21 protein-coding genes are annotated in these 23316 nt (G+C 71.6%); 12 read left to right on the forward strand and 9 right to left on the reverse strand.

Annotated features, from left to right (window positions below):
• Window positions 1–15: 15 nt before the first annotated feature.
• Genes IF64_RS0104155 through ligD form a run of 6 tightly spaced genes read left to right on the forward strand, consistent with a single transcriptional unit; the run spans window position 16 to window position 6316 of the window.
• Window positions 16–1554, forward strand: a complete 1539-nt coding sequence (locus tag IF64_RS0104155; protein WP_084705634.1) for an aldehyde dehydrogenase — start codon at window positions 16–18, stop codon at window positions 1552–1554.
• Window positions 1555–1558: 4 nt separating this feature from the next.
• On the forward strand, window positions 1559–2491 hold the full coding sequence (locus IF64_RS0104160) for an HpcH/HpaI aldolase/citrate lyase family protein (protein ID WP_036875700.1): 933 nt from the start codon (window positions 1559–1561) through the stop codon (window positions 2489–2491).
• The gene (locus tag IF64_RS0104165; protein ID WP_030530651.1) at window positions 2488–3438 is read left to right on the forward strand and encodes a 2-hydroxyacid dehydrogenase; all 951 of its coding nucleotides are present in this window, start codon (window positions 2488–2490) and stop codon (window positions 3436–3438) included. Before IF64_RS0104160 ends, IF64_RS0104165 begins: the two co-directional genes overlap by 4 nt.
• Window position 3439: 1 nt before the next feature.
• Complete coding sequence (locus IF64_RS0104170; protein WP_211252518.1) at window positions 3440–4144, forward strand: GntR family transcriptional regulator; 705 nt, start codon at window positions 3440–3442, stop codon at window positions 4142–4144.
• 49 nt (window positions 4145–4193) lie between these two features.
• Window positions 4194–5297, forward strand: coding sequence for an ATP-dependent DNA ligase (locus IF64_RS0104175; protein ID WP_030530653.1), 1104 nt, complete (start codon window positions 4194–4196; stop codon window positions 5295–5297).
• Entirely contained in the window at window positions 5294–6316 is a 1023-nt protein-coding gene (gene ligD, locus IF64_RS0104180; protein WP_030530654.1) for a non-homologous end-joining DNA ligase, read from the forward strand. Before IF64_RS0104175 ends, ligD begins: the two co-directional genes overlap by 4 nt.
• A gap of 59 nt (window positions 6317–6375) precedes the next feature.
• Here the strand turns inward: ligD and IF64_RS0104185 are convergent, their stop codons facing one another.
• The 7 genes from IF64_RS0104185 to IF64_RS0104215 form a co-directional block, all read right to left on the reverse strand.
• Complete coding sequence (locus IF64_RS0104185; RefSeq protein WP_030530655.1) at window positions 6376–6780, reverse strand: ChaB family protein; 405 nt, start codon at window positions 6778–6780, stop codon at window positions 6376–6378.
• A gap of 108 nt (window positions 6781–6888) precedes the next feature.
• The gene (locus tag IF64_RS0104190; protein WP_030530656.1) at window positions 6889–8244 is read right to left on the reverse strand and encodes a phosphotransferase family protein; all 1356 of its coding nucleotides are present in this window, start codon (window positions 8242–8244) and stop codon (window positions 6889–6891) included.
• Between the two features lie 8 nt (window positions 8245–8252).
• On the reverse strand, window positions 8253–9128 hold the full coding sequence (locus IF64_RS0104195) for a crotonase/enoyl-CoA hydratase family protein (RefSeq protein WP_084705635.1): 876 nt from the start codon (window positions 9126–9128) through the stop codon (window positions 8253–8255).
• Window position 9129: 1 nt separating this feature from the next.
• Entirely contained in the window at window positions 9130–9915 is a 786-nt protein-coding gene (locus IF64_RS0104200; protein ID WP_030530658.1) for an enoyl-CoA hydratase/isomerase family protein, read from the reverse strand.
• Window positions 9916–10025: 110 nt separating this feature from the next.
• Window positions 10026–11117: an acyl-CoA dehydrogenase family protein gene (locus tag IF64_RS0104205; protein ID WP_030530659.1), complete on the reverse strand. Its 1092-nt coding sequence runs from the start codon at window positions 11115–11117 to the stop codon at window positions 10026–10028.
• Between the two features lie 2 nt (window positions 11118–11119).
• Entirely contained in the window at window positions 11120–12328 is a 1209-nt protein-coding gene (locus IF64_RS0104210) for an acyl-CoA dehydrogenase family protein (protein ID WP_030530660.1), read from the reverse strand.
• 12 nt (window positions 12329–12340) lie between these two features.
• Window positions 12341–13879, reverse strand: a complete 1539-nt coding sequence (locus IF64_RS0104215; RefSeq protein ID WP_030530661.1) for an acyl-CoA synthetase — start codon at window positions 13877–13879, stop codon at window positions 12341–12343.
• Window positions 13880–13985: 106 nt separating this feature from the next.
• Here IF64_RS0104215 and IF64_RS0104220 point away from each other — a divergent pair, with 106 nt between their 5' ends.
• The 3 genes from IF64_RS0104220 to IF64_RS0104235 all read left to right on the forward strand — a co-directional run bounded on the left by IF64_RS0104220 (window position 13986) and on the right by IF64_RS0104235 (window position 17398).
• On the forward strand, window positions 13986–14660 hold the full coding sequence (locus IF64_RS0104220; protein WP_048807930.1) for a TetR/AcrR family transcriptional regulator: 675 nt from the start codon (window positions 13986–13988) through the stop codon (window positions 14658–14660).
• Window positions 14661–14923: 263 nt separating this feature from the next.
• Window positions 14924–16507, forward strand: a complete 1584-nt coding sequence (locus IF64_RS0104230) for a long-chain-fatty-acid--CoA ligase (RefSeq protein ID WP_084705660.1) — start codon at window positions 14924–14926, stop codon at window positions 16505–16507.
• A gap of 132 nt (window positions 16508–16639) precedes the next feature.
• Window positions 16640–17398: a tyrosine-protein phosphatase gene (locus tag IF64_RS0104235; RefSeq protein WP_030530665.1), complete on the forward strand. Its 759-nt coding sequence runs from the start codon at window positions 16640–16642 to the stop codon at window positions 17396–17398.
• 30 nt (window positions 17399–17428) lie between these two features.
• Here IF64_RS0104235 and IF64_RS0104240 read toward each other — a convergent pair whose 3' ends face one another.
• Together IF64_RS0104240 and IF64_RS0104245 are read right to left on the reverse strand one after the other, a co-directional pair.
• Window positions 17429–17989: an SAM-dependent methyltransferase gene (locus IF64_RS0104240; RefSeq protein WP_036875703.1), complete on the reverse strand. Its 561-nt coding sequence runs from the start codon at window positions 17987–17989 to the stop codon at window positions 17429–17431.
• Window positions 17986–18690 (reverse strand): vitamin K epoxide reductase family protein, encoded by a 705-nt coding sequence (locus tag IF64_RS0104245; protein ID WP_084705636.1) that lies wholly within the window; start codon window positions 18688–18690, stop codon window positions 17986–17988. Before IF64_RS0104245 ends, IF64_RS0104240 begins: the two co-directional genes overlap by 4 nt.
• A 279-nt stretch (window positions 18691–18969) precedes the next feature.
• On the opposite strand from IF64_RS0104245, the gene IF64_RS0104250 reads away from it, so the two are divergent.
• The 3 genes from IF64_RS0104250 to IF64_RS0104260 are packed head-to-tail and all read left to right on the forward strand — an operon-like array spanning window position 18970 to window position 23316.
• Window positions 18970–20157, forward strand: a complete 1188-nt coding sequence (locus IF64_RS0104250) for an MBL fold metallo-hydrolase (protein ID WP_048807926.1) — start codon at window positions 18970–18972, stop codon at window positions 20155–20157.
• Window positions 20154–22577: an acetyl-CoA acetyltransferase gene (locus IF64_RS0104255; protein WP_051757461.1), complete on the forward strand. Its 2424-nt coding sequence runs from the start codon at window positions 20154–20156 to the stop codon at window positions 22575–22577. Before IF64_RS0104250 ends, IF64_RS0104255 begins: the two co-directional genes overlap by 4 nt.
• A 52-nt stretch (window positions 22578–22629) precedes the next feature.
• Window positions 22630–23316, forward strand: coding sequence for a TetR/AcrR family transcriptional regulator (locus IF64_RS0104260; protein ID WP_084705662.1), 687 nt, complete (start codon window positions 22630–22632; stop codon window positions 23314–23316).

A 23316-nucleotide genomic window follows, 5' to 3' on the forward strand; every position in this document is an offset into this window, starting at 1 on the left:
GGAGGAACACGACCCATGACCGTGCAGGACCGTGCCGAGCTCGGCACCGATCTTCTCGCGAGCCTCGCCACGACCGGAGGCAGGCCGTACACGCTTCCGATGTTCGTCGGCGGCAGGTGGACCGATGCCGCCGACGGCAGCCGGTTCGACTCCTACGAGCCCCGCAACGGGCGCGTGTGGGCCACACTGCCCGCATCATCCACAGTGGACGTCGACAGGGCGGTGTCCGCGGCCAGGACGGCACTCACGGGCGAGTGGGCCCGGGTCAGTGCCGCGGACCGGGCGCGACTGCTGATCCGCATCGCCGGTGCCGTCGACGCCCACCGGGAGGAACTCGCCGTCCTCGAGTCACGGGACAACGGCAAGCCGCTGCGCGAGGTCCGTGGTGAGATCGACGCCATCGTGCGCTACTTCGAGTACTTCGCGGGCGTGTGCCAGACCGTCCTCGGTGAAACGCACCCGCAGGCGGCATCGGCGTTCTCCTACACCCGCCGGGAACCGGTCGGGGTGGTCGGCGCGATCGTGCCGTGGAACTCGCCGCTGCTCATGCTCGCGTGGAAGGTCTGCCCCGCGCTCGCCGGTGGCAACACGATTGTGCTCAAACCCGCCGAGGAGACGTCGGTGTCGTCGTTGGTGTTCACGCATCTGATCGCCGACGTCGGCCTTCCCGACGGCGTGTTCAACGTCGTCACGGGACTGGGCGAGTCTGCGGGTGCGGCGCTCGTGGCGCACCCGGACGTCGACAAGATCGCGTTCACCGGCTCGACCGAGGTCGGCAGGCAGATCGCGGCGACCGCGGCAGGCGATCTCAAGCTCGTCACGTTCGAGCTCGGCGGCAAGTCCCCGACACTGATCTTCGGCGATGCCGATCTCGACACGGCCGTGCACCGCACCGCGTACGGCATCTTCTCCGCCGCGGGCCAGACCTGTCAGGCGGCCTCCCGCATCCTCGTGCAGCAGGAGATCCATGACGAGTTCCTCGAACGTTTCGCCGCACTCGCCCGCCGCATCCGTGTCGGAGATCCCCTCGACGACAAGACCCAGATGGGCGCCCAGATCTCCGCGCAGCACCGGGACACGATCGCGGGCTACGTCGACAGCGGAACCCGCGAAGGCGCGACGCTCGTGTGCGGCGGCACTCCTGCCGCCGACCCGGCGCTCGGCGAGGGCTACTACTTCACCCCGACGATCCTCGACGGGGTCGACAACACGATGACGATGATGCGCGAGGAGATCTTCGGACCCGTCACCGGTGTCGCGAGTTTCACCGACGAGGCCGACGCGCTGGCCAAGGCCAACGACACCGACTACGGCCTCGCGGGATCGGTGTGGACCCGCGACATCACGAAGGCGCACCGCGTGGCGGCCGGCATCGAGGCGGGCCTGATCTGGATCAACACGACGCGGACCATCAACCACCTCGTGCCCTTCGGTGGCTACAAGCAGTCCGGTTACGGCAGGGAGGGTGGCCTGCAGGTGATGGAGCACTACACCCGCGTCAAGTCCGTATGGGTCGACATGCAGGACGAGCTTCCGAACTGGTACGAGGACTGAGCCGGTGCGCGATCACACGAGGACACCGCGACTCCGCACGCTGCTGTTCGTACCCGGAGACCGCCCGGACCGTATCCCGAAGGCTGCGGCGGCGGGCGCCGACGCCGTCGCGGTCGATCTCGAGGACGCCGTCGCGGCGACCCGCAAGGAACAGGCACGCCGCGACGCGGCAGCCGCTCTCGCACAACTGCCCGCACACGGGCCTGCGGTGGCGGTGCGCATCAACGCCGTCGACAGCGGGCTCGCCGACGCCGACGTCGACGCCCTGAGCGACGTGCTCGGGCGCATCGCACTGGTCATCGTGCCGATGTGCGCGGACGTCGACACCGTCCGCGCCGCCTCCGCGCTGCTCGACCACGCCGAGGGCCGCGCCGGCCTCGACCGGGGCGCGACGGGCCTGGTGCCGTTGGTGGAGACCGCGGCGGGCGTCACCGACGCGCGTGCCATCGCAGAGGCCGACCCGCGGGTGCACACGCTCGCGTTCGGACCGGCCGACCTCTCCCGTGAACTCGGGATCACCCCCACGGCAGGCGGCGACGAACTCGTGCACGCGCGGTCACAGGTCGTGCTCGCCGCCGCCGCTGCCGGACGGGCCCGGCCGATCGACGGGCCGCACCTGGACCTCGACGACGCCGACGGACTCGCCGTGTCCGCCGCACGTGCCCGGCAGCTCGGTTTCGGCGGCAAACAGGTCCTGCATCCACGGCAGCTCCCGGCCGTGGCGGCGGCGTTCGCGCCGAGCTCCGAGGAGCTGGCCTGGGCCCGCCGGGTCGACACTGCGTTCCGCGAGGCGGAGGACGAGGGCGTGTCCTCCATCCGCCTCGACGACGGGACGTTCGTCGACTACCCGGTCGCCCACCGCGCCCGCGCGTTGCTGGCCGAGAACGCCGGACTCGACGGCCGCGGCCCCCATGACGAACAGGGAAGGATCTCGTGAGCTCACCGACGATCGTCGTCACACGCGCGCTGCCGCCTGCGGCCCTCACGCCCTTGCAGACGGTCGGCAACGTGCGCACGTCCCCGCACGATCGCCCCCTCACCGAGGACGAGCTGAGGGACGCGGTGCGCGGCGCGACCGCGGTGATCAGCATGCTCTTCGACCGCATCGACGACGGCGTGCTGGCCGCCGCGGGGCCGCAGCTTCGGGTGGTCGCGAACACCGCCGTCGGCTACGACAACCTCGACCTCGATGCCTTCGCCGGACGCGGCATCGTCGCGACCAACACACCGGGTGTACTGGTCGATGCCACGGCCGACCTCACGATGGCGTTGCTGCTCGCCGTCACGCGACGGGTCGCCGAAGGCGACCGGCTGGTGCGTACGGGCACACCGTGGTCGTGGGACATCTCGTTCATGCTCGGCTCGGGCCTGCAGGGGAAACGACTCGGGATCGTCGGCTACGGCCACATCGGCAGAGCCGTCGCCACCCGAGCGCGAGCGTTCGGTATGGACGTCGTCCACCACTCCCATCGCGGCGGTCAGGAGTCGACCGACCTGGAGGAACTGCTGGCCACCTCCGACGTGGTGTCGCTGCACTGCCCCCTCACCCAGGCGACCCGGCACCTCGTGGACGCCGCAGCGCTGCGCACCATGAAACCCAGTGCCTACCTCGTCAACACCGCCCGTGGCCCGATCGTCGACGAGACCGCACTCGCCGACGCGCTCGAGGCGGGCCGGCTCGCGGGCGCCGCACTGGACGTCTACGAACACGAGCCCGCGGTCCCGGCACGGCTGCGCGCCCTCGACAACGTGGTTCTCGCACCGCATCTCGGTTCGGCCACCGTGGAGACCCGCACCCGGATGGCCGAACTGGCCGTGTCCAACGTCGTCGCCGTGCTGTCCGGGCAGGACCCGCTCACCCCCGTCTCGGTAGTGTCCGCATGACGTGAACGCTGAGAGGGGTGCGATGCCGGGCAAGAGGGACCGCGGAACGGGTGCGAAAGCGACCAAGGCCGAGGAGGCCTTCGACGCGATCCGGCAGCAGATCGAGCGTGGCACGCTGCCGGGCGGTGCCAAGCTCACCCTGCAGAGTCTCTCGGACGAGCTGCAGATGAGCCTCACGCCCATTCGCGAGGCACTTCGGATGCTGCAGGCGCACGGGCTCGTCGAGTACCGGCCGCACCACGGCCACGTCGTCACCCGCTACTCGATTCCGCGTGCGGAGGAGATCTACCTGCTGCGCGAGACGCTCGAACCGCTCGCCACGCGTCTCGCGGCCGAACGCGCCACCGAGCGGGAACTCGAGGAGATCCGCGGGCTGCACGAGGAGTTCCGCGCCGCCGCCTACGCCGACGACGGCGAGCACGGCGTGGTGGTGGATCTCAACGCCCTGTGGCACCGCACCGTGTACGAGGCGGCGCACTCGTCCTTCCTCGACGAGTTCATCGATCGGCTCTGGACCGGCGTGCCGTACCAGGCCATCTGGTTCATCCACCGCCGGCACCGTTCGGTGGACGACCACCAGGCGGTGACCGACGCGGTCGCGACAGGAGACGCCGACGCCGCCGCGGCCGCCATGCTCGAACACATCGAGCGGGGCAAGCAGGCGACCATCGAACATCTGCGCGCCATCGGCGCGCCCGAGAACTGAACCTCGGCGAAACCCTGCCGGCGGCTCCGGGTGGTTCTACGATCGGTCCGTGGAACTCCCCGTGATGCCGCCGGTCCGGCCGATGCTCGCCACCCTCGTGCGCGAGCTTCCCCGCGAGGACGGGCTGCGCTACGAGCCGAAGTGGGACGGGTTCCGGTGCATCGTGTTCCGCGACGGCGACGACATCGAACTGGGCTCCCGCAACGACCGGCCGTTGACGCGCTACTTCCCCGAACTCGTCGACCTGCTCACCGAGGCACTCCCGCGCCGCTGCGTCGTGGACGGCGAGATCGTCATCGTCGGTCCAGGAGGGCTCGACTTCGACGCCCTGCAACAGCGCCTCCACCCGGCCGCATCACGAGTGCGCACCCTCGCCGCCCAGACGCCGGCGGGCTTCGTCGCCTTCGACCTGCTGGCGCTCGGCGACGAGGACCTGACCGAACAGCCGTTCTCGCAGCGCCGCGCCCGGTTGGAGGACATCCTCGACACGGCGCTCGACCGAGTGCACCTCACGCCGCTGACCGACGACGCCGACGTGGCGCAGGACTGGTTCACCCGGTTCGAGGGCGCCGGGTTCGACGGCGTGATGGTCAAACGCGCCGACGACCCGTATCGGCAGGACAAGCGCATCATGCGCAAGGTCAAGCACGAACGCACCGCCGACTGCGTCGTGGCCGGGTTCCGCTGGCACAAGGACGGCGAGGGCGTCGGCTCGCTGCTGCTCGGTCTCTACGACGACGCGGGCACGCTCCACCACGTCGGCGTCGCCAGCAGCTTCACCGCGCAACGCCGCCGCGAACTCGTCGACGAACTCGCCCCGCTGCGGGCCGACGCGCTCGACGGGCACCCGTGGCAGGCGTGGGCCGATCCGGACGCGCACGCCGCGCACGGCGGCCGGATGCCGGGCGGGGAGAGCCGCTGGAGTGCCGGCAAGGACCTCTCGTGGGAGCCGTTGCGGCCCGAACTGGTGGCCGAGGTGCGCTACGAACACCTGCAGGCGGGCCGGTTCCGCCACGGCGGCAGGCTCGTGCGTTTCCGGCCGGACCGGACCGCCGAGTCGTGCACCTACGGCCAGCTCGAACAGGTGCCGCCCGCCGAGTTGGCCGCCCTGTTCGACGAGGTGTCCACCGCGGAGAGGGCGGCCGGATCGTGAGCGCGAAGGGCAGGTCCGGCGACACCGTCACGGTCGAGGCCGGCGGCACGCAGGTGCCGATCTCGAGTCCGGACAAGGTCTTCTTCCCCGCCCGCGGCGAGACGAAGCTCGACCTGGTCCGCTACTACCAGGCCGTGGCGGAGCCGTTGCTGGCCACACTGGGCGGCAGGCCGTTGCTGATGGAGCGCTACCCCAACGGCGCGGGCGGGAAGTCGTGGTTCCAGAAACGCGTTCCCGCCTCGGTGCCCGACTGGCTGACCACGACGGTCGTGTCGACCCCGAACGGCACCACCAGCGACGCACTGGTGGCTGCCGACCTGGCGCACGTGTTGTGGGCGGTGAACCTCGGCTGCCTCGGGTTCCACGTGTGGCCCTATCTCGCCGACACACCCGAGGTCGCCGACGAGCTGCGGATCGACCTCGACCCGTCCCCCGGCGTCACGTTCGCGCAGGTGCGCGAGGCCGCGTGGCTGGCGAAGGAACTCCTCGACGACCTCGGCATCGCCCCGCTGATCAAGACGACCGGTTCGCGTGGTCTGCACCTGTACGTGCGCCTGCAGCCGCAGTGGGACAGCTACGCCGTGCGCGCCGCCGCCGTGGCGCTGGCGCGCGAACTCGAGCGGCGCCACCCGGACCTCATCACCGCGCAGTGGTGGAAGGAGGAACGCGGCACGCGCGTGTTCGTCGACTTCAACCAGAACGCACCCCACAAGACCGTGTTCGGTGCGTGGTGTGTGCGCCCGGTCGCCGACGCGCGGGTGTCGGTGCCCGTGGCGTGGGACGAGCTGGACGACGTCGATCCGGCCGCGCTCACGATCGCGACCGTTCCGCAACGGGTGGCCGAACGCGGCGATCCGTGGGCGGGCATCGGCGACCGGCCGCAGACCCTGGAACCGCTGCTGGAGATGTCCCGCCGCGACCTCGAGTCCGGGCTGATGGACGCGCCGTGGCCGCCGGTCTATCCCAAACAGCCGGGCGAACCGCCGCGCGTGGCCCCCAGCCGGGCCAAGAAGTCCTGACCCACCGCGACTCTCCGGGCGCCCGCCCCGTGCGCCCCGTGCGCCTCACCTCGAGCGGCTCACCGGGAGCGGGACCGGGTGCGGCGTCCGCTCTCCTTCTTCAGCGCGTCCACGAGTTCGCTCTTCGTCATCGTCGAACGCCCCTTGACGCCGAGTTCCTTGGCGCGTTCGTACAGATGCTGCTTGCTGGCGTTCGCGTCGACGCCGCCGGCGGTCCGGTACTGCTTCTTCCGTCCCGCGCCGCCCTTGGCGGCCTGCGTGTCGGACGGCCCCTTACCGCTCTTGGGCTTCCAGCGGTCGCCGACCTTCTCGTAGCTGTGTTTGAGGGCGGCGAACGCCGTCTGATGGGCTCGCCGTCCCTCGCCGTACTCCTCGACAGCCGAATCGTGCGCCTTGATCCACGTGCGCTGCGCCTTCTCCGGCGAGCGGCGCACCGTGTCGGGAAGTTCCTGACGTCCGGGCATGACCGCACCTCCTTGCCGTGTCCGTCCCGAGTTCTACCCGCGCCGCGGTGGATCAAACGTCGCGATCACTCGCCCGAGCACGCGCCCGAGCACTCGCCGCGGACCGTGTCATGGCTGCTCGCGGTAGCGCGGGTTGGCCACGGCGAGCCGGTCGGCCACGTCGCGCCGGACGACGTCCAGCACGGCCGGGTCGTCGGGGTCGAGCTCGCCACTGCGCAGTGCCGCGGCGAACGCGGCGTCGTCGGACAGTCCGAGTTCGGCCAGCCGCCGCCGGTGCGCGTGCTGTTGCCCGCCACCCAGTGCGAGTTCGCGTCGCACCATGCCGAGTGCGTTCGCCGCGACCCGCGCGTGGTAGTCGCCGACCTCCGTACGCAGGTACTCCCGCACGGCCTCGAGCAGTTCGCCCGCCGTGGGTCTGCCGTGCAGTTCCTGTGCCTCGCGCGGCTGCGTCGCCGAGGTGTCCGCTGCGGTAGGTTCGGCTCGGCCCGGCTCCAGACCGAGTGCGAGCAACAGGTCGTGTTCCTGTTCGCACACCCGCCTGCCGACGGTGGCCAGTTCGACCGAGCGGGTGCGCCCGGTCAGGTGCCTGCGGGCCTGCATACCGCACACGACCGCCCACTTGGCGGTGCCGTACACCTCCCACCAGTGCAGGACGTCCACATCGGGCCGCGCGCCCGCCACCTCGGCGTAGCCGTCGAGCAGCTCGCCGCGGGTGCCGAAACCACCGACCGGGTCCGCGGCCCCGAACCGCCACGCCTTCACGCACAACCAGCCGAGGTCCTCCATCGGGTCACCGCGGTGCACGAGCTCCCAGTCGAGCACGGCCGCGAGCCCCTCCGGCGAGACGATGAGGTTGCCGTTGCGGAAGTCGCCGTGCACGAGCGTGTCCCCGGACGCGGCGGGACGGTGCCTGCGCAGCCACCGCAGCGCGATCTCCACGGTGGGCAGGGGCTGGCCGAGGGCGTCGTAGTGCTCGACGAGCCAGTCGATCGGGTCGGGCGCGGCGAGGCCGGGCACCCGCTGCGGGTCGATGCGGTGGATCCGCGCGAGCACCCTGCCGAGCTCGGCCGCCAGCTGCGTCCGCGCGCCGGCGTAGACCTCCTCGCGCAGCAGCCGCCGCGGGATCGTCTCCCCGTCGACGTGCCGCGTGATCAGGTACGGCGCACCGAGCTCGCCGAACTCGGCGGTCGCGTGGTCGACGAGTTCGGGCACGGGGACGCCGTGAGCGCGCGCCTCGGGCAGCACGGCGGCCTCCCGCGCCATGACGTCGGGTTCGCGTTGGCCGGGCGGGTCGCGGCGCAGTACCAACCGCACCGGCTCGCCGTCGTCGCGCCGCGCCGAGAACGCCCACGTCTCGCGGCTCGCACCCGCCGACAGCCGGGCCGGCCCCTCCACCGTGACGGTGCTCCCCCACAGCGCGCCGAGGCGCCGTTCGAGGGCACCGCGCAGGTCGTCGCCGTCCATCCGCGGTCTCAGGACGGGTCGGTGAACGTCGGCGCGCGACCGTCGAGTTTCGCGCGGACGGCCTCGGCCTGGTTGGGGCTGCCGATCAGCCGGCGGATGGCGGTCTGCTCGGCGGCGAATCCCTCCTCGAGTCCGACCCGGCCCGCCAGGTCGAGCAGTCGTTTGGCCTCGCGGATCGCGTCCGGATTCCTGCTCGCGACGTCGGCCGCGAGCCGCAGTGCCTCCGCGACCGGCTCGTCGACGACCCGCGTCACGAGTCCGAGCCTGCCCGCCTCCTCGGCCTCGACGATGCGCCCGGTGAAGGTCAGTTCCTTGGCCACGTCCCTGCCGACGAGCTCGGGCAGCACCTGCGTACCCGTCATGTCCGGCACCAGCCCCCAGTCGATCTCCATGACCGACAGGCGCGTGTCCGGTGCCGCGAGCCGGACGTCGGCACCGAGCGCGATCTGCAGGCCGCCGCCGTAGGCGTGCCCGTGCAGCGCGGCGATCACCGGCACCGGGAGTCTGGTCCAGACGTGGGCCGCGCGCTGCCCGAGCGCCGTCGCCGGGCCGTGCAGGCCGTCCGCGCGCTCGTCGGTGCCGGGAAGGTCGTGCTCGCCCGTGGCCATCTCGCCGAACGCGGCGACGTCGAGCCCGGCGCAGAACGACCTGCCCGCGCCGGACAGCACGACCGCGCGCACCGACGGATCGGCGTGCAGCCGCTCGCCCGTCCGCGCGAGCGCCGTGAACATGGCGGGGTCGAGGGCGTTGCGTTTGTCGGGCCGCTCAAGGCGCACGTCGGCCACTCCGTCGCGGATCGTGCAGCTGACCCTCTGGGCTCCGGCGGCTCCGCCGTCTCTGTCGTCGGCCGTGTCGGTCGAGCCGGTCCGGTCGGTGCTCGTCATGTCACGGGCCTTTCCACTCGCCGGTGAACGTCGGCTCGGTCTTGGCGCGGAACGCCTCGAACGCGGCCCGCGCGTCCGTCGTGCCGAAGTTCACCGTCTGGGCGCGCGCCTCGTTCTCGAGTGCCTCGCGCAACGTCGCGTCGGCGCCCTCGTTGAGCAACGCCTTCGTCTGCGCCAGTGCCACGGGCGGTCCGGCGGCCAGTTTCTTGGCGGTCTCGGTGACGAACGCGTCGAGTTCGGCCGCGGGTTTGACCCACGTCACCAGCCCCAGGTCCGCGGCCTCCTCCGGTCCGACGAAGTCGGCCAGCAACGCGATCCGTTTCGCCTGTTGGAGTCCGACGAGTTTGGGCAGCAGCCACGATCCGCCGAAGTCGAGCGACAGGCCGCGCTTGGCGAAGATCTGGCTGAACCGCGCCCGGTCGGACGCGGCGACCAGATCGCAGCCGAGCGCCAGGTTCCAGCCCGCGCCCACGGCCACCCCGTCGACCTTCGCGATCGTCGGCGTCTCCAGTTCGTGCAGGGTGACGGCCGTGCGGTTCACGTGGTGCATCCGCCGCAGCGGGTGCGCGATCGTCGAGTCCACCGACAGGTCGGCTCCCGCGCAGAAGTCACCGCCCGCGCCGGTCAGCACGACCACCCGCGTGCCGTCGTCGGCGTCGGCCGCCCGCAACGCGTCGGCCAGCGTCTTCCACGTGTCCTGGTCGATCGCGTTCTTGCGGTGGGGCCGGTTGATCGTGATCGTCGTGACGCCGTCCTCGTGCGCCGTCACCACCGTCGGTTCGTCCACGGATTCCCTTCCGTCGTCGGCGTCGCAGCCGCCGGAGATCGAGCTCTGTCGTGTTGCCGGGGTCGTGTTGCCGGGTTCGGGGTTGTCGGGGTCGGTGTTGTCGGGCGGGTCTAGACCCCCAACCGTTCGGCCAGCAGGGCGCGGTGCGAGGCGGGTGTGCCCAGCAGGAGTTCGGAGGTCTTGGCGCGCTTGTAGTACAGGTGCGCGTCGTGCTCCCACGTGTAGCCGATCCCGCCGTGCAGCTGCAGTCCCGCGGCCGCGGTGTCGAACGCGTCGCCGGACAGCACCACCTGGGCCAGTGCCGCCGGCACGGGAAGTTCCGCCGGGTCGTGGTCGGCGGTCCATGCGGCGTGCCGCACCACGGCTTCGGCCTGTTCGCACGCGGCGTACAGGTCGGCGCACGCGTGCTTGACGGCCTGGTAGGAGCCGATCGGCCTGCCGAACTGCACGCGGGCCTTGGCGTAGTCGACGGTCTCGTCGAGCACGCGGCGCATCACGCCGAGCTGCTCGGCGGCCAGCGCGACGGCCGCGCGGTCCCACACCGCGGCCAGCACGGCCTCCGGGTCGGGGCACGCGATGTGCCGTGCGGCCGTGCCCACCAGCTCCGCCCTGGCGATGCGCCGGGTCGGGTCGAGGGTCGTCGAAGGACGCCAGGCCACCGCACCACCGTCGACGGCGAACCATCCGTGGTCGGCGTACACGAGCACCTGGTCGGCGGTGGGCCCGTCGACGACGAACGCCGCCTCGCCCGCGAGCCGCCACAGATCGCCGTCACGGGCGGCGTGCACGCTCTCGGCCGACGAACCCCACGTTCCGTCGGCACCGGCCACGGCGATCGCGGCGGTGCGCTGCCCGGACGCCAGGTCGGGCAGCAGCTCCTCGGCCAGTGCACGGTCGTCCAGTGCCGTCACGGTGTCGGCCGCCAGCACGGCCGAGGCCAGGTACGGCACCGGGGCCAGAGCCGCACCGAGTTCGGCGAGCACGACACACCGTTCGACGTGACCGGCACCCGCGCCGCCGAACTCCTCGCCGACGGCCAGCCCCGCCGCGCCGAGCTCGGCCAGCTTCGTCCACAACGGACGATCGATGCCCTCGTCGGTGGTGATGACCTCCCGTACGCGCGCGGAGGTGCAGTGATCGCCCAGCAGGTCCCGCACGCTCGTGGCCAGCTGGGTCTGCTCGTCGTCGAGTATCAGCCGCATGATCACCCCGCCTGGGTGCCGACGCGCAGTTGCCGGAACGGCACGTCCCGATCGACCTGCGGTTCCTTCGGCAGTCCGAGGACGCGGTCGCCGATGATGCCGCGCTGGATCTGGTTCGTACCGCCGGCGATACTCGAGGCCGGCGTGGCGTTGATCGCCAGTGCGAGCGCGTCCCCGTCGGTATCCCCGGGATCCCACGCGATCGTCCTGGCACCCGCCACGAGCCCGGCCACGTGGACGGCCTGCCACAGCAGTTCGGCGCCGGCGAGCTTGGCGACCGACCCCCGCGCACCGGGCGGGACCCCCGCGTCGCTCTGCTGTCGCAACCGGGCATTGAACAACGCGAGCTTGCGCTCCCCGGCGTACAGCGCGGCCAACTCGGCGCGGACCACGGGATCGTCGGCCCTCCCGCGCCGCCGTGCCAGCGCGGCCAGGTTCTCGAACGCCAGCGGGTCGTAGCGTCTGCGCACCGAACCGCCGATCGACACGCGCTCGTGCCCGAGCATCGCCACGGCGGCCGACCAGCCCGCGTCGACCTCGCCGAGCACGGCGTCGGCGGGCAGGCGGACGTCGTCCAGGTACACCTCGTTGAACGGTGCCGACCCCGTCATGTCCTTCAGCGGCCGTACCGTGACGCCGGGCGCGTGCATGTCGACGATGAACATCGTCAGGCCACGGTGCTTGACGGCGCCGGGATCGGTGCGGGCGAGCAGGGCACCGAAGTCGGCGTACTGCGCACCCGAGGTCCAGACCTTCTGCCCCCGCACCACCCAGTGGTCGCCGTCGCGGACCGCCCGTGTCTGCACCCCGGCGACGTCCGAACCCGCGCCGGGTTCGGAGAACAGCTGGCACCAGATCTCCTCACCGCGCAACAACGGAGGCAGGTGGCGGGACTTCTGCTCGTGAGTGCCCAGATCGACAAGCGTGGGACCGCACATGCCCATGCTGATGAGGAACACGCCGGTCGGCAGGTCGTACCCGGAGGCCTCCTCGTGGAAGATCTGCTGCTCGGCCGCCGTCAGGCCCTGCCCGCCGTACTCGACGGGCCAGGTGATCCCGGCCAGCCCGGCGTCGTGGAGCGCGGCCTGGAACCGTTTCGCGGCCGCCAGTTGCGCCTCGCTCGGGACGCTCTCGCTCGCGTCGGGCACCCGTTCGTCGCCGCGTGGCGCGTTCTCCGCCAACCAGGTGCGCACGCGTTCCCGGAAGTCCATCGCCACCTCCCCTCAGTGCGCCGCGACGCGGTAGCGTTCGACGAGCTTGTGCTTGACGAGCTTCCCGGTCGGGGTCCGCGGCAGTTCGTCGACGAAGTCGACGCTCTGCGGCGCCTTGTAGTGCGCGATCCGCTCCCGGACGTAGGCCAGCAACGCGTCGGCCAGTTCCGGGCCCGCCTCCACTGTGGACGCCGGCTCGACCACGGCCTTCACCCGCTGGCCCATCTCCTCGTCCGGAACGCCGATCACCGCGACGTCGGCCACCGCGGGATGCAGTGTCAGGACGTCCTCGACCTCCTGCGGGTAGATGTTCACCCCACCGGAGATGATCATGAAGGCCTTGCGGTCGGTGAGGAACAGATAGCCGTCCGAGTCGAGGTAGCCGACGTCGCCGCTGGTCGCCCAGTTCGGGTGGGCCGGATGCTGCGCGGCACGCGTCTTGTCCGGTTCGTTGTGGTAGGTGAACGACACCTCCTCGCGTTCGAAGTAGACGGTGCCGATCTGCCCCGCAGGCAGTTCGGCGCCCTCGTCGTCACAGATGCGCACGATGCCGAGACCGGCCCTGCCCACCGATCCCGGACGCTCGAGCCACTCCTGCGGGGAGATGAAGGTGATGCCGGCGCCCTCGGTGGAGGCGTAGTACTCGTACAGGATCGGGCCCCACCAGTCGATCATCGCCTGCTTGACCTCGACCGGGCACGGCGCGGCCGCGTGCACCGCCACGCGGTGGCTCGACAGGTCGTAGCGCGTACGCACGTCGTCGGGCAGCTTGAGCATGCGCACGAACATGGTCGGAACCCACTGGCTGTGGGTGACGCCGTAGGTCTCGATGGCGCGCAGTGCCGCTTCCGGCTCGAACTTCTCCATCATCACGAGCGTTCCGCCGACGGCGTGCACGCACGCGCCGTACCGCAGCGGGGCGGCGTGGTACACCGGCGCGGGCGAGAGGTAGACGATGGACTCGTCGAAGCCGTACATCAGCTGCACCAACGGCAGCAGCGGGTTGCCCGGCTCGTCGATCTGCCGGGCGGGCAGGGTCACCTTGATGCCCTTCGGCCTGCCGGTGGTGCCCGACGAGTACAGCATGTCCGCACCCGCGGGCTGGTCGGAAGGACGTTCGGGGGAAGCAGCCGCCAGCACGGCGTCGTAGTCGTCGTATCCGGCCGCCGCACCGCCGTAGGCCAGTTTCACCGGCACGTCCACGAGTTCGGCGACGTCGGTGACGAGCGGGCCGAGGGTGGCCGAGACGACGAGCGCCCTCGCCCCGGAGTCGGCCACGATGTAGGCCACCTCGTCGGCGGTGAGGTGACTGTTGACCGCCGTGATGTAGAGCCCGGAGCGCACCGCGGCCCAGTACACCTCGTAGGCACGCAGCGCGTTGTCGCTGAGCAACGCCACGGTGTCGCCGGTACGGAATCCCTTGTCGCGCAACGCGTTCGCGAGCCGGACCGAGTGATCCTCGAGCTCGGCATAGGTCAGCCGATCGCCGGAGCCCGCCATGATCACGGCTGGCTTGTCCGGCTGGGTGGCGGCGAAAGTGCCCGGATACATAACGGCTCCTCCTTGAACCGAGACGTCCCCCGTGAGCCTGCCCTGCGCGCCAGCCGGCAGTCAATGCCGACTGTTCTTCGCCGGCCCGCGGGCTTACCCTGCGCAGATGGCCCACCGTGCCGCACGTCCGGAGAGCACAACAGGTCCGGAGGACACAGCGGGTTCCGCGCCGCGTACCCGCCAACAGCGCAGTGCGGGCAGTCGCGAACTCATCCTCGACGCCGCCGTGGACTGCCTGGTCGAACACGGCTACTCCGGGGCTTCCACGTTGGCGATCCAGGCCAAGGCCGGGGTGTCCCGCGGCCGGCTGTTGCACCACTTCCCGTCCAGGGACGGGCTGTTGGTCGCCGCGGCCCAGCATCTGGCGAACCGGCGGCTCGCCCAGACGGAGGCACGGGTCGCCGCAGCCCTGTCGGACGAACCGGCCGGGCCCGAACGCGTCGCGCGCTGCATCGAACTGCTGTGGGCGACGTTCCACGAACCGCATTTCTGGGCCGCCGTCGAGCTCTGGACGGCGGCGCGCACGAACGACGCGTTGGCGAGTGCGCTGCGCCCGGCCGAACGGCGCCTCAGGGAGTCCATCCGCGCCGTCACCGACCGCATCTGGGGCACGGAGATCCGGGCCCATCCCCGCTACGACGAGGTGCGCGAACTGCTGTTCACCAGCATGCGCGGCGCCGCACTGCCGTACGCGTTCGAGTCCCGCGATCCCGCGAAGGATCGGCACATCCGCGGCTGGACGTCGGTGGCCACCACGATTCTGTTCGGCGAACAGGGATGAACACGTCAGCTTGACCGGCGTCGCACCCGCGGGCGACGATGACGTCCGTCACGGGTCGACGTCGACCGGTTCCGTTCCGTCACCGACGGTCCGCTCACCGGTGGCGGGATCTGGCGGGAACAACGATGGCGGGAACAACGATGGCGAGGTCAACGATGTCCGCACCGTCCGCAGAATCCGCAGGGTCGACAGGGTCCGCAGAATCCGCAGCAACTCCGGCGCCCCGTTCGGCACCCGAGATCCCCCGCATGCTCGGACGCGGCATGACCATGGGCGATCAGCTCGCGCGGCACGCGCGCACGATCGGCGAGGAGGTCGCCGTCGTCTTCGAGGGCACCTCCCGGACCTACCGCGAGCTCGACCGGCGGGTCAGCAGGCTCGCCAACGCGCTGCGCGACCGCGGGGTCGGCAGGCGTGATCGGATCGCGGTGCTCGGGCTGAACACGCTCGAGGTGCTGGAGGCGTTCTTCGCCGCGACGCGGCTGGGCGCCATCTGTGTGCCGGTCAACTTCCGGCTCGTGGCCGGGGAGATCGCCTACGTGCTGGAGGACAGCGGCGCCGCGGCGGCCGTGGTGCATGCGCCGTTGGCCGCGACCTACGCCCAGGCCCGGCAGCAGCTCGACGACCCTCCGGTCTGTCTGGTCCACGGCACCGACGCGAGCACCGGAACGGACGCGGACATCGCCGCGGTTCCGGGTGCGGTCGACTACGAGACGGCACTGGCCGCCGCCTCGCCGGAGTTCGACGAACTGACCGTCGACGAGCACGAGCCGGCGTTCATCATGTACACCTCGGGCACGACCGGTCGCCCGAAAGGCGCCGTGCTGACCCATTTCAACCTGGTCATGCACGCGTTCAGCAACATGGCCACGATCGGCGTCACGAGCGAGGACCGCGTGTGGATGGCGGCCGCTCCGCTGTTCCACATCGCCGGCATGTCCGGACTGCTGCCGACCCTGCTGTTGGGCGGGCGGATCGTGCTCGCCCCGTCGGGCCGGTTCGACCCGGCCGCGGTGCTCGACACGTTCGAGCGCGAACGGGTCTCCTCGGTGTTCCTGGTTCCCGCGCAGTGGCAGGCGATCGTGTCGGTGCCCGACATCGACCGGCGCGACCTGTCGTCGCTCAAGCACATCTCGTGGGGCGCCTCGCCCGCGTCGACGACGCTGCTGCGCACGATCATGGAGAAGTTCCCGCAGGCCGAGCTGTCGACGGCGTTCGGGCAGACCGAGTGCAGTCCGGTGACGACACTGCTCAAGGGAGAGGACTCGCTGCGCAAGATCGGCTCGGTGGGCAGGCCCATGCTCAACGTCGAGGTGCGCGTGGTCGACGAGGACATGAACGACGTCCCGCAGGGCGAGGTCGGCGAGATCGTCTACCGCAGCCCCATGGTGATGACCGAGTACTGGAACAAGCCCGCCGAGACGGCCGAGGTCTTCCGCGGCGGATGGTTCCATTCCGGCGATCTGGTGCGCCAGGACGAGGACGGCTACTACTACGTCGTCGACCGCAAGAAGGACATGATCATTTCCGGCGGGGAGAACATCTACTGCGCCGAGGTCGAGGACGTGCTGGCCGGACACCCCAAGATCGCCGAGATCGCCCTCATCGGGATGGCCGACGAGACGTGGGGCGAGACGCCCCTGGCCGTCCTGACACCGCGCGACCCGGCCGATCCGCCCAGCGGCGCCGAGCTCGAACAGTGGTGCACCGAACGGCTCGCCCGGTACAAGCGGCCCCGCAGGATGGCCGTGGTCGACGCACTGCCACGCAACCCGAGCGGCAAGGTCCTCAAGACCCGGCTGCGTTCGGACCGCGACGAGGGCACGCTGCCGATCGAGCCGGTGTGAGCCCGCACGCTCCCGCGGCGCGTGCGGCGCGGACGGCGCGGGTCGGCGGCCCTGCGGTGATCGGGAACTCGAGAAACCCGCCCGTCTTCTGGAAGACTGGCCGGTGTGACGGATCTGGCGAACCACGACCGCATCCTCTGGCTCGAGCTCGACGGTGCGGTGAACATCAGGGACGTCGGCGGTATCCCGACGGCCGACGGCGGCACCACCGCCCGCGGCCGGCTGCTGCGCGCCGACAACCTGCAGGACCTGTCCGAGGCCGATCTGGGCCTGCTGGTCGACACGATCGGCCTCGACACGGTCGTCGACCTGCGCACGGCCCACGAGATCGAGTCCGAGGGACCCGGCCCACTGCGCGCCTACGAGCAGGTCCGGCACGTGCACCATTCGCTGCTGCCGGAGGCGGGTGGGGACGCCCTGCTGACGCGGGACCGGGCGCGGGACGCCGAGACCGACGCGGACCTGGGCCGCATGGTGTCGCACTACCTCGGCTACGTCGCGCACCGCCCGGACAGCATTGTCGGGGCGCTGCGGGCCGTGACCGAGGCCCCGGGCGCCGCGCTGGTGCACTGCGCGGCGGGTAAGGACCGGACGGGCGTGGTCACGGCCTTCGCCCTGGAGGTGGCGGGCGTCGACCGGCAGGCCATCGCGGCCGACTACGCCGCGACCGCCCAGCGGATCGAGGCGATCATCCGCCGGCTGCGCGGGTCGGAGACCTACCGGGAGGACGTCGAGCGCAAGAGCATCGACGAGCACCGTCCCCGCGCCGAGTCGATGGACCGGTTCCTGCGCGAGGTCGACGTGCGCCACGGCGGCGTGCACGCCTACCTCGACGCCCACGGGTTCGGTGCGGACGAGGCGGCGAGGCTGCGCACCAAACTGCGCGACTGACCCCACTCGGTGGCCGCCCGGCGTCTGTGCTCAGAACCGCGCGCGGGCGAGCAGCCGGGTGGTGGTCTCCCCCGCCGCCTGCCACGCGACGGTGAACCGATCGGGCAGCAGGCGCGCCGGCTGACCGTGCGGAACGCGGTACGGGTGCGGCACGTCGCGAGACGGCTCGTCCGGGGCCCGCAAGGCCTCCCAGGCGAGCAGTCCGCCCGGCGCCACCGCGCCCGCCGCGGCGGTGAACACGCCGGCGTCCCAGAACAGGGTCGCCAGCACCATCGCCCACGGCCCCGCGTGGGCACTGAGGGCGGCGCCCGCGTCGGCGCGCACGCACGTGAGGCGCGCGGCGAGTCCGCGGCGTTCGGCTTCGGTCCGCAGTTGCTCGAGCGCCACGTCGGAGACGTCCACGGCGGTCACGGCGCGCCCGCCCGCCGCCAACGTCAGGGCACTGCCCGACGGGCCGCAGGCCAGCTCCAGCACCGGCCCGGGAGGCAGACCGGCCTCGGCCGCGTGGGCCACGAGCGGATGCGGCGTGAACGACGGCGTCCGCTGCCGGTACCGCCCGTTCCACCGGACGCGGTCCTGCTCGGCCGTCACAGCAGGTCGGAGAAGTACGTCCAGAACCGCTGCACCACGAGGAACACCACGAGCGCCAGCCACAGGGCCAGTCCCCACACGTGGTGGCGCACCTCGCGCGGTGCGACACCGGGCAGATGCCCGGCCGCGACGTTGTGCACGGTCGTGTACCAGAAGATCGGGATCATCACGGCCCACACGACGAGGCAGTACGGGCAGAGCGCACCGATCTCGTACAGGCTCTGCGTGATCAGCCAGTGCACGAAGCCGACCCCGAACACGGTTCCGGCCTGCATCCCGAGCCAGAACCAGCGCGGCAACCGCGCGCCCGCGAGCAGCGCCACCCCGACCGTGACCACCACGGGGAACGCGGCCACACCGATCAACGGGTTGGGGAACCCGAAGGCCGCGGCCTGGTCGCTCTGCATGACCGACGTGCACGAGATGGTGGCATCGAGGGTGCAGCTCGGCCGGTAGTCCGGGTTCTCGAGCAGCGCGAGCCGTTCGAGGGTCAGCACGAACGCGGCGGCCGTGCCGAACAGTCCGCCGACGGTCAGCACCCAGCCGACCACGAGACGGAGCCTGCGCTCGACGAAGCCGGTGCCGCCGGTCGGGACGTCGCTTGCCAGGTGGGCGCCCTCGGCCGCCTCGTCCCTGTCGTGCCTGCCGTCCCGGTCAGGCCGGTCGGCCCTGTCGGCGCTGTCGTTCACGGGTGCGGACATACCCCCCAGTGTCCTCCATCGGCACCATCGGTCGGCCGGGTCCCTGCGGCCGTGCGGTCGGCTACTGCGCTTCCACGGTAGGCCGCACGCGGTACCCCGCATGTGAAGGGCACCGTGAACGACAGCGTGAACGACACCGTGAACGGCACCGCGAACCACACCGTGTGAAAGGCACCGCGCCGCAGAACGTGATCCATCGCTCGTTGAGCGCGGCGCGTCCGCGGGATATCTTCGACCGGCAGTTGTGGACGACAACCGTCTAGGAAAGCCGGTGAGTCAGTGCCGACGAACCACGCCCGGTCACGGAGTCACGCCGGAGCGACGAACCACGCCGGACCGACCAACGGGTCACCGCCGCCGGAGGGCATCACCGTCCTCGGCACGGCGCAGCGAGAGGCGTGGCTCGAACGCCGCCTTCCGCCGGTCGAGCGGGTCCACGCCGGGGTGTGGTCCGTTCCCGTGCCGATCCCGCACAATCCCCTGCGCTACACGCTCTCCTACCTGATCGCCTCCGACGACGGGCTGCTCGTCGTCGATCCCGGATGGGATTCGCAGGAGGGCTGGCAGGCGCTGCTGGCCGGACTCTCCGAGGCGGGCGCCTCGCCCGGCGACGTCCACGGCATCCTCGCCACCCACATCCACCCGGACCACCACGGGCTGTCGGCCCGGCTCCGCGAGACGTCCGGGGCGTGGATCGCGATGCACCCGGCCGAACGCGACACCCTCCCCCAGCGCATGACGCACGTCGTCGGGCCGCACGAGACGATCACCGACTGGCTGCGGCACCGCGGGGCGCCCGCCGACGAGGCCGCCGCCCTCGGCGGCCCGCTCGACGCGCGCGACCCCGACGAGGCCGCCATGGCCGACCCGGACGTCCTGCTCGAGGACGGCGACGTGGTCCCGCTGCGCGGCCGCACGCTGCGCGCACTGTGGACACCCGGCCACACCCCCGGGCACCTGTGCCTGCAGGCCGTCGAGGAACGTCTGCTGCTCACGGGCGATCACGTGCTGCCCAGGATCACGCCGAACATCGGTCTGTACCCCGGCGGCACCGGCTCGCCCCTCGCCGATTTCCTCGCCTCGCTCGAGCGCACCGGCGAGTTCGACGACCACGACGCGCTGCCCGCACACGAATACCGCTTCCGCGGGCTCGGCGAGCGGACCCGGCTGCTGGCCGAACACCACGAACGGCGCTGCCGCGAACTCCTCGACGTCGTGGCCGACCTGGGCACGCCGACCCCGTGGGAGGTCGCCACCCATCTGAGTTGGTCGCGGCCGTGGTCGGAGATCGGCCGCATGCGCATCAGCGCACTGGCCGAAACCGAGTCACATCTGGATCATCTCGTCCGACAGGGCCTGCTCACCTGGCACGGGCAGGCGTCCGGCGACGAGCGGGCCTCGTCGCCGGACGCCGGGGGTGCCAGGGTCCGTCTCGCCGCCACCGCGACCACAGGGAGCACGTCATGACCGTGAGTTCGAACGCCGGCCCCGGCACCGCCCGGCAACCGGGGAACGCGTCCGCGGAGCTCGATCCGCGCACGCCGGTCCTCGTGGGTGTCGGCCAGTCCGCCGAGCGCATCGACGACGCCGACTACCGCAGGCGTTCGGCCGTCGAGCTGGCCGCGGACGCCGCCCGCACCGCGATCGCCGACACCGCGGCCGGCGACGATGCCGCCGTGGCGGCCGCCGTCGACACCGTGGCGGGGATCCGCCAGTTCGAACACTCCATGCCGGGGGCGTTTCCCCCGCTGGGCAGTTCCGACAACTACCCCCGATCGGTCGCGGGCCGCGTCGGCGCCGACCCCGGGCGCGCGATCCTCGAAGTGGTCGGCGGCCAGGGGCCGCAGCACCTGGTGAACGAGTTCGCCGCCACGATCGCCGCGGGCGAATCGGAGGTGGCGTTGCTGTTCGGCTCCGAGGCGATCTCCACGGTTCAGCATCTCGCCTCGGCGGACGACAAGCCCGACTTCACCGAGCACGTCGGTGGCCAGCTCGAGGACCGCGGCCGCGGCCTGCAGGGCCTGATGACGCAGGAACTGCTCGCGGCAGGCCTCGCCGATCCGCCGAGCCAGTACGCCCTGTTCGAGAACGCACGGCGCGCCAGGCTGAAGGCCTCGCGTGAGGAGTACGCCCGCGCGATGGGCGAGCTGTTCGCGCCCTTCACCACGGTCGCCGCGCGCAACCCGTTCGCCGCCGCCCCGGTCCGGCGCTCGGCCTCCGAGCTGACGACGGTCACCGAGTCGAACCGGATGATCGCCGACCCCTACCCGCGTTACGTCGTCTCCCGCGACAAGGTCAACCAGGGCGCCGCCATGCTGATGATGTCGGTGGCGGCCGCGCAGCGCCTCGGTGTGCCGCGCGAGAGGTGGGTCTTCCTCCACGGCCACGCCGACGTCCGCGAGCGCGACCTCATGGACCGTCCCGACCTGTCGGCCTACCCCGCCGCCGTCGCCGCGGTTCGGCACGCCCTCGACGTCGCCGGCATCGGACTCGACGAGGTGTCCGCGTTCGACCTCTACAGCTGTTTCCCCGTCGCCGTGTTCGCGCTCTGCGACGGTCTCGGGCTGGCCCCGGACGACGCCCGCGGCCTGACGCTCACCGGAGGGCTGCCGTTCTTCGGCGGCGCCGGCAACAACTATTCGATGCACGCGATCGCCGAGGCGGTGACGTTGCTGCGCGAGCGGCCCGGCGAGTACGGCCTCGTGGGTGCCAACGGTGGCATGCTCAGCAAGTACTCCGTCGGCGTGTACTCGACCGCACCGACACCGTGGCGCGCCGACGGCAGCGCCCGCGTGCAGGCCGAACTCGACGCCGCGGAGACGCCGGGGCACACCCGGCACGCCGACGGCTGGGCGACGATCGAGACGTTCACGGTCCTGTACGGCAGGTCGGGGTCGCGGACGGGGGTGGTCGTCGGGCGCCTCGAGTCCGACGGCACCCGCTTCGTGGCGAAGGCCGAACGCGGCGACGACGAGCTGCTCGACCTGCTGGCGACCGGAGACCCCGTCGGCACGCGGGTGTTCGCGCGATCGTTCGGCTACGGCAACCGCGTCACGCTCACCGAGGAGCGCATGGCCGAACTGCACCCGTACCGTGCGCCCGCCCTCCGCGACGGGTACGAGCACGTGCTGGTGCGCCGGGACGGCCACGTGCTCGAAGTGACCATCAACCGCCCCGAGGCGCGCAACAGCCTGCACCCCGACGCCAACGCCGAGCTCGACGAGATCTTCGACGCCTACTTCGCCGACCCCGACCTGTGGGTCGCCATCCTCACCGGCGCGGGCGACAAGGCGTTCTCCGCGGGCAACGACCTCAGCTACACCGCCTCCGGCAACCTGCCGTGGACCCCCAAGAACGGATTCGCCGGACTGACCAACCGCGCCCATCTCCCGAAACCGGTGATCGCCGCGGTCAACGGCTTCGCCATGGGCGGCGGACTCGAGATCGCGATGGCCTGCCACCTGATCGTCGCCGACGAGACGGCACGCTTCGCGCTCAGCGAGGTGAAGGTGGGGCTGATCGCGGCGGCGGGCGGCCTCGTCCGCCTGCCCCGGACGATCCCGCCGATGCTGGCCAACGAGATGATCCTGACGGGCAAACGCATCGACGCCCACGAGGCCGCTCGGCACGGCCTGGTGAACCGCGTCGTGGAGGCCGGGACCGCCGTGGAGGGTGCCAGGGCGCTGGCCGAGGAGATCCTCGCCGGCTCACCCACGTCGGTGCGGGCGTCGCTGCGGTTCATGGCCGAGACGGCGGGCATCGCCGACACGGTGGAGGCGGTGAACCATCCGTCGTCGGTGATGGACCATCTGCTCGTCGCCGAGGACACGACGGAAGGCATCATGGCCTTCGCACAGAAGCGGACCCCGCAGTGGAAGAACCGGTGACGGCCACTGCCTGAGGGGCATCGCGGAGCCGAGACGAACGCGGGTGGACGCCATGCAACCACGAACCGGGCAGGCGACGCAGGCACAACAGAGACAGGCACAACAGACACAGCCACAGGCGCAGACAGAGCCGCAGACCCAGACCCAGACGGGGCGGCCACGCGATCCGGAGGTCGACCGGCGGATCGCGCTGGCCGCGGTCGCGGTGTTCGGCGAGGCGGGCTGGGCGGGTTTCAGCGTCGAGTCCGTGGCGCGGCAGGCAGGCGTGGGCAAGGCGTCGATCTACCTGCGGTGGCAGACCAAGCAGCAACTGCTGCTCAGCGCACTGGCCGAACACGTCGCGCCGGTCGTCGACGCCGACACCGGCTCGTTGCGCGGTGACCTGGTCGCGTTGGCCCGGCAGCTGCTCGACCTCTACGCCGGGCCGAGCAGGCAGGCGGCCCTGCGCATGCTGCTCGAGGCGCCGATGATCCCCGGGCTGGCGTCCCGGTGCGACCAGCTCCGCCAGGCCCAGGTGAAGGCGGCACGCGCCATGGTCCGCCGCGGTATCCGCCGGGGCGACATCGACCCGGACACCTCGGTGACGTTGCTGCTCGACACCCTGTGCGGCGGCGTCATCGCGCACATCCTGTCCACACCGGACCATCTCGCCGACACGGTGCACGCCCGCCTCGACGAGTACGCCGAGCACCTCGTCGGGTTCCTGCTCGGCCCGTCGCTCGGCCAGCGCCCAAGCTGA

The sequence above is a fragment of the Prauserella rugosa genome (genome assembly GCF_000719975.1).
GTDB lineage: Bacteria > Actinomycetota > Actinomycetes > Mycobacteriales > Pseudonocardiaceae > Prauserella > Prauserella rugosa.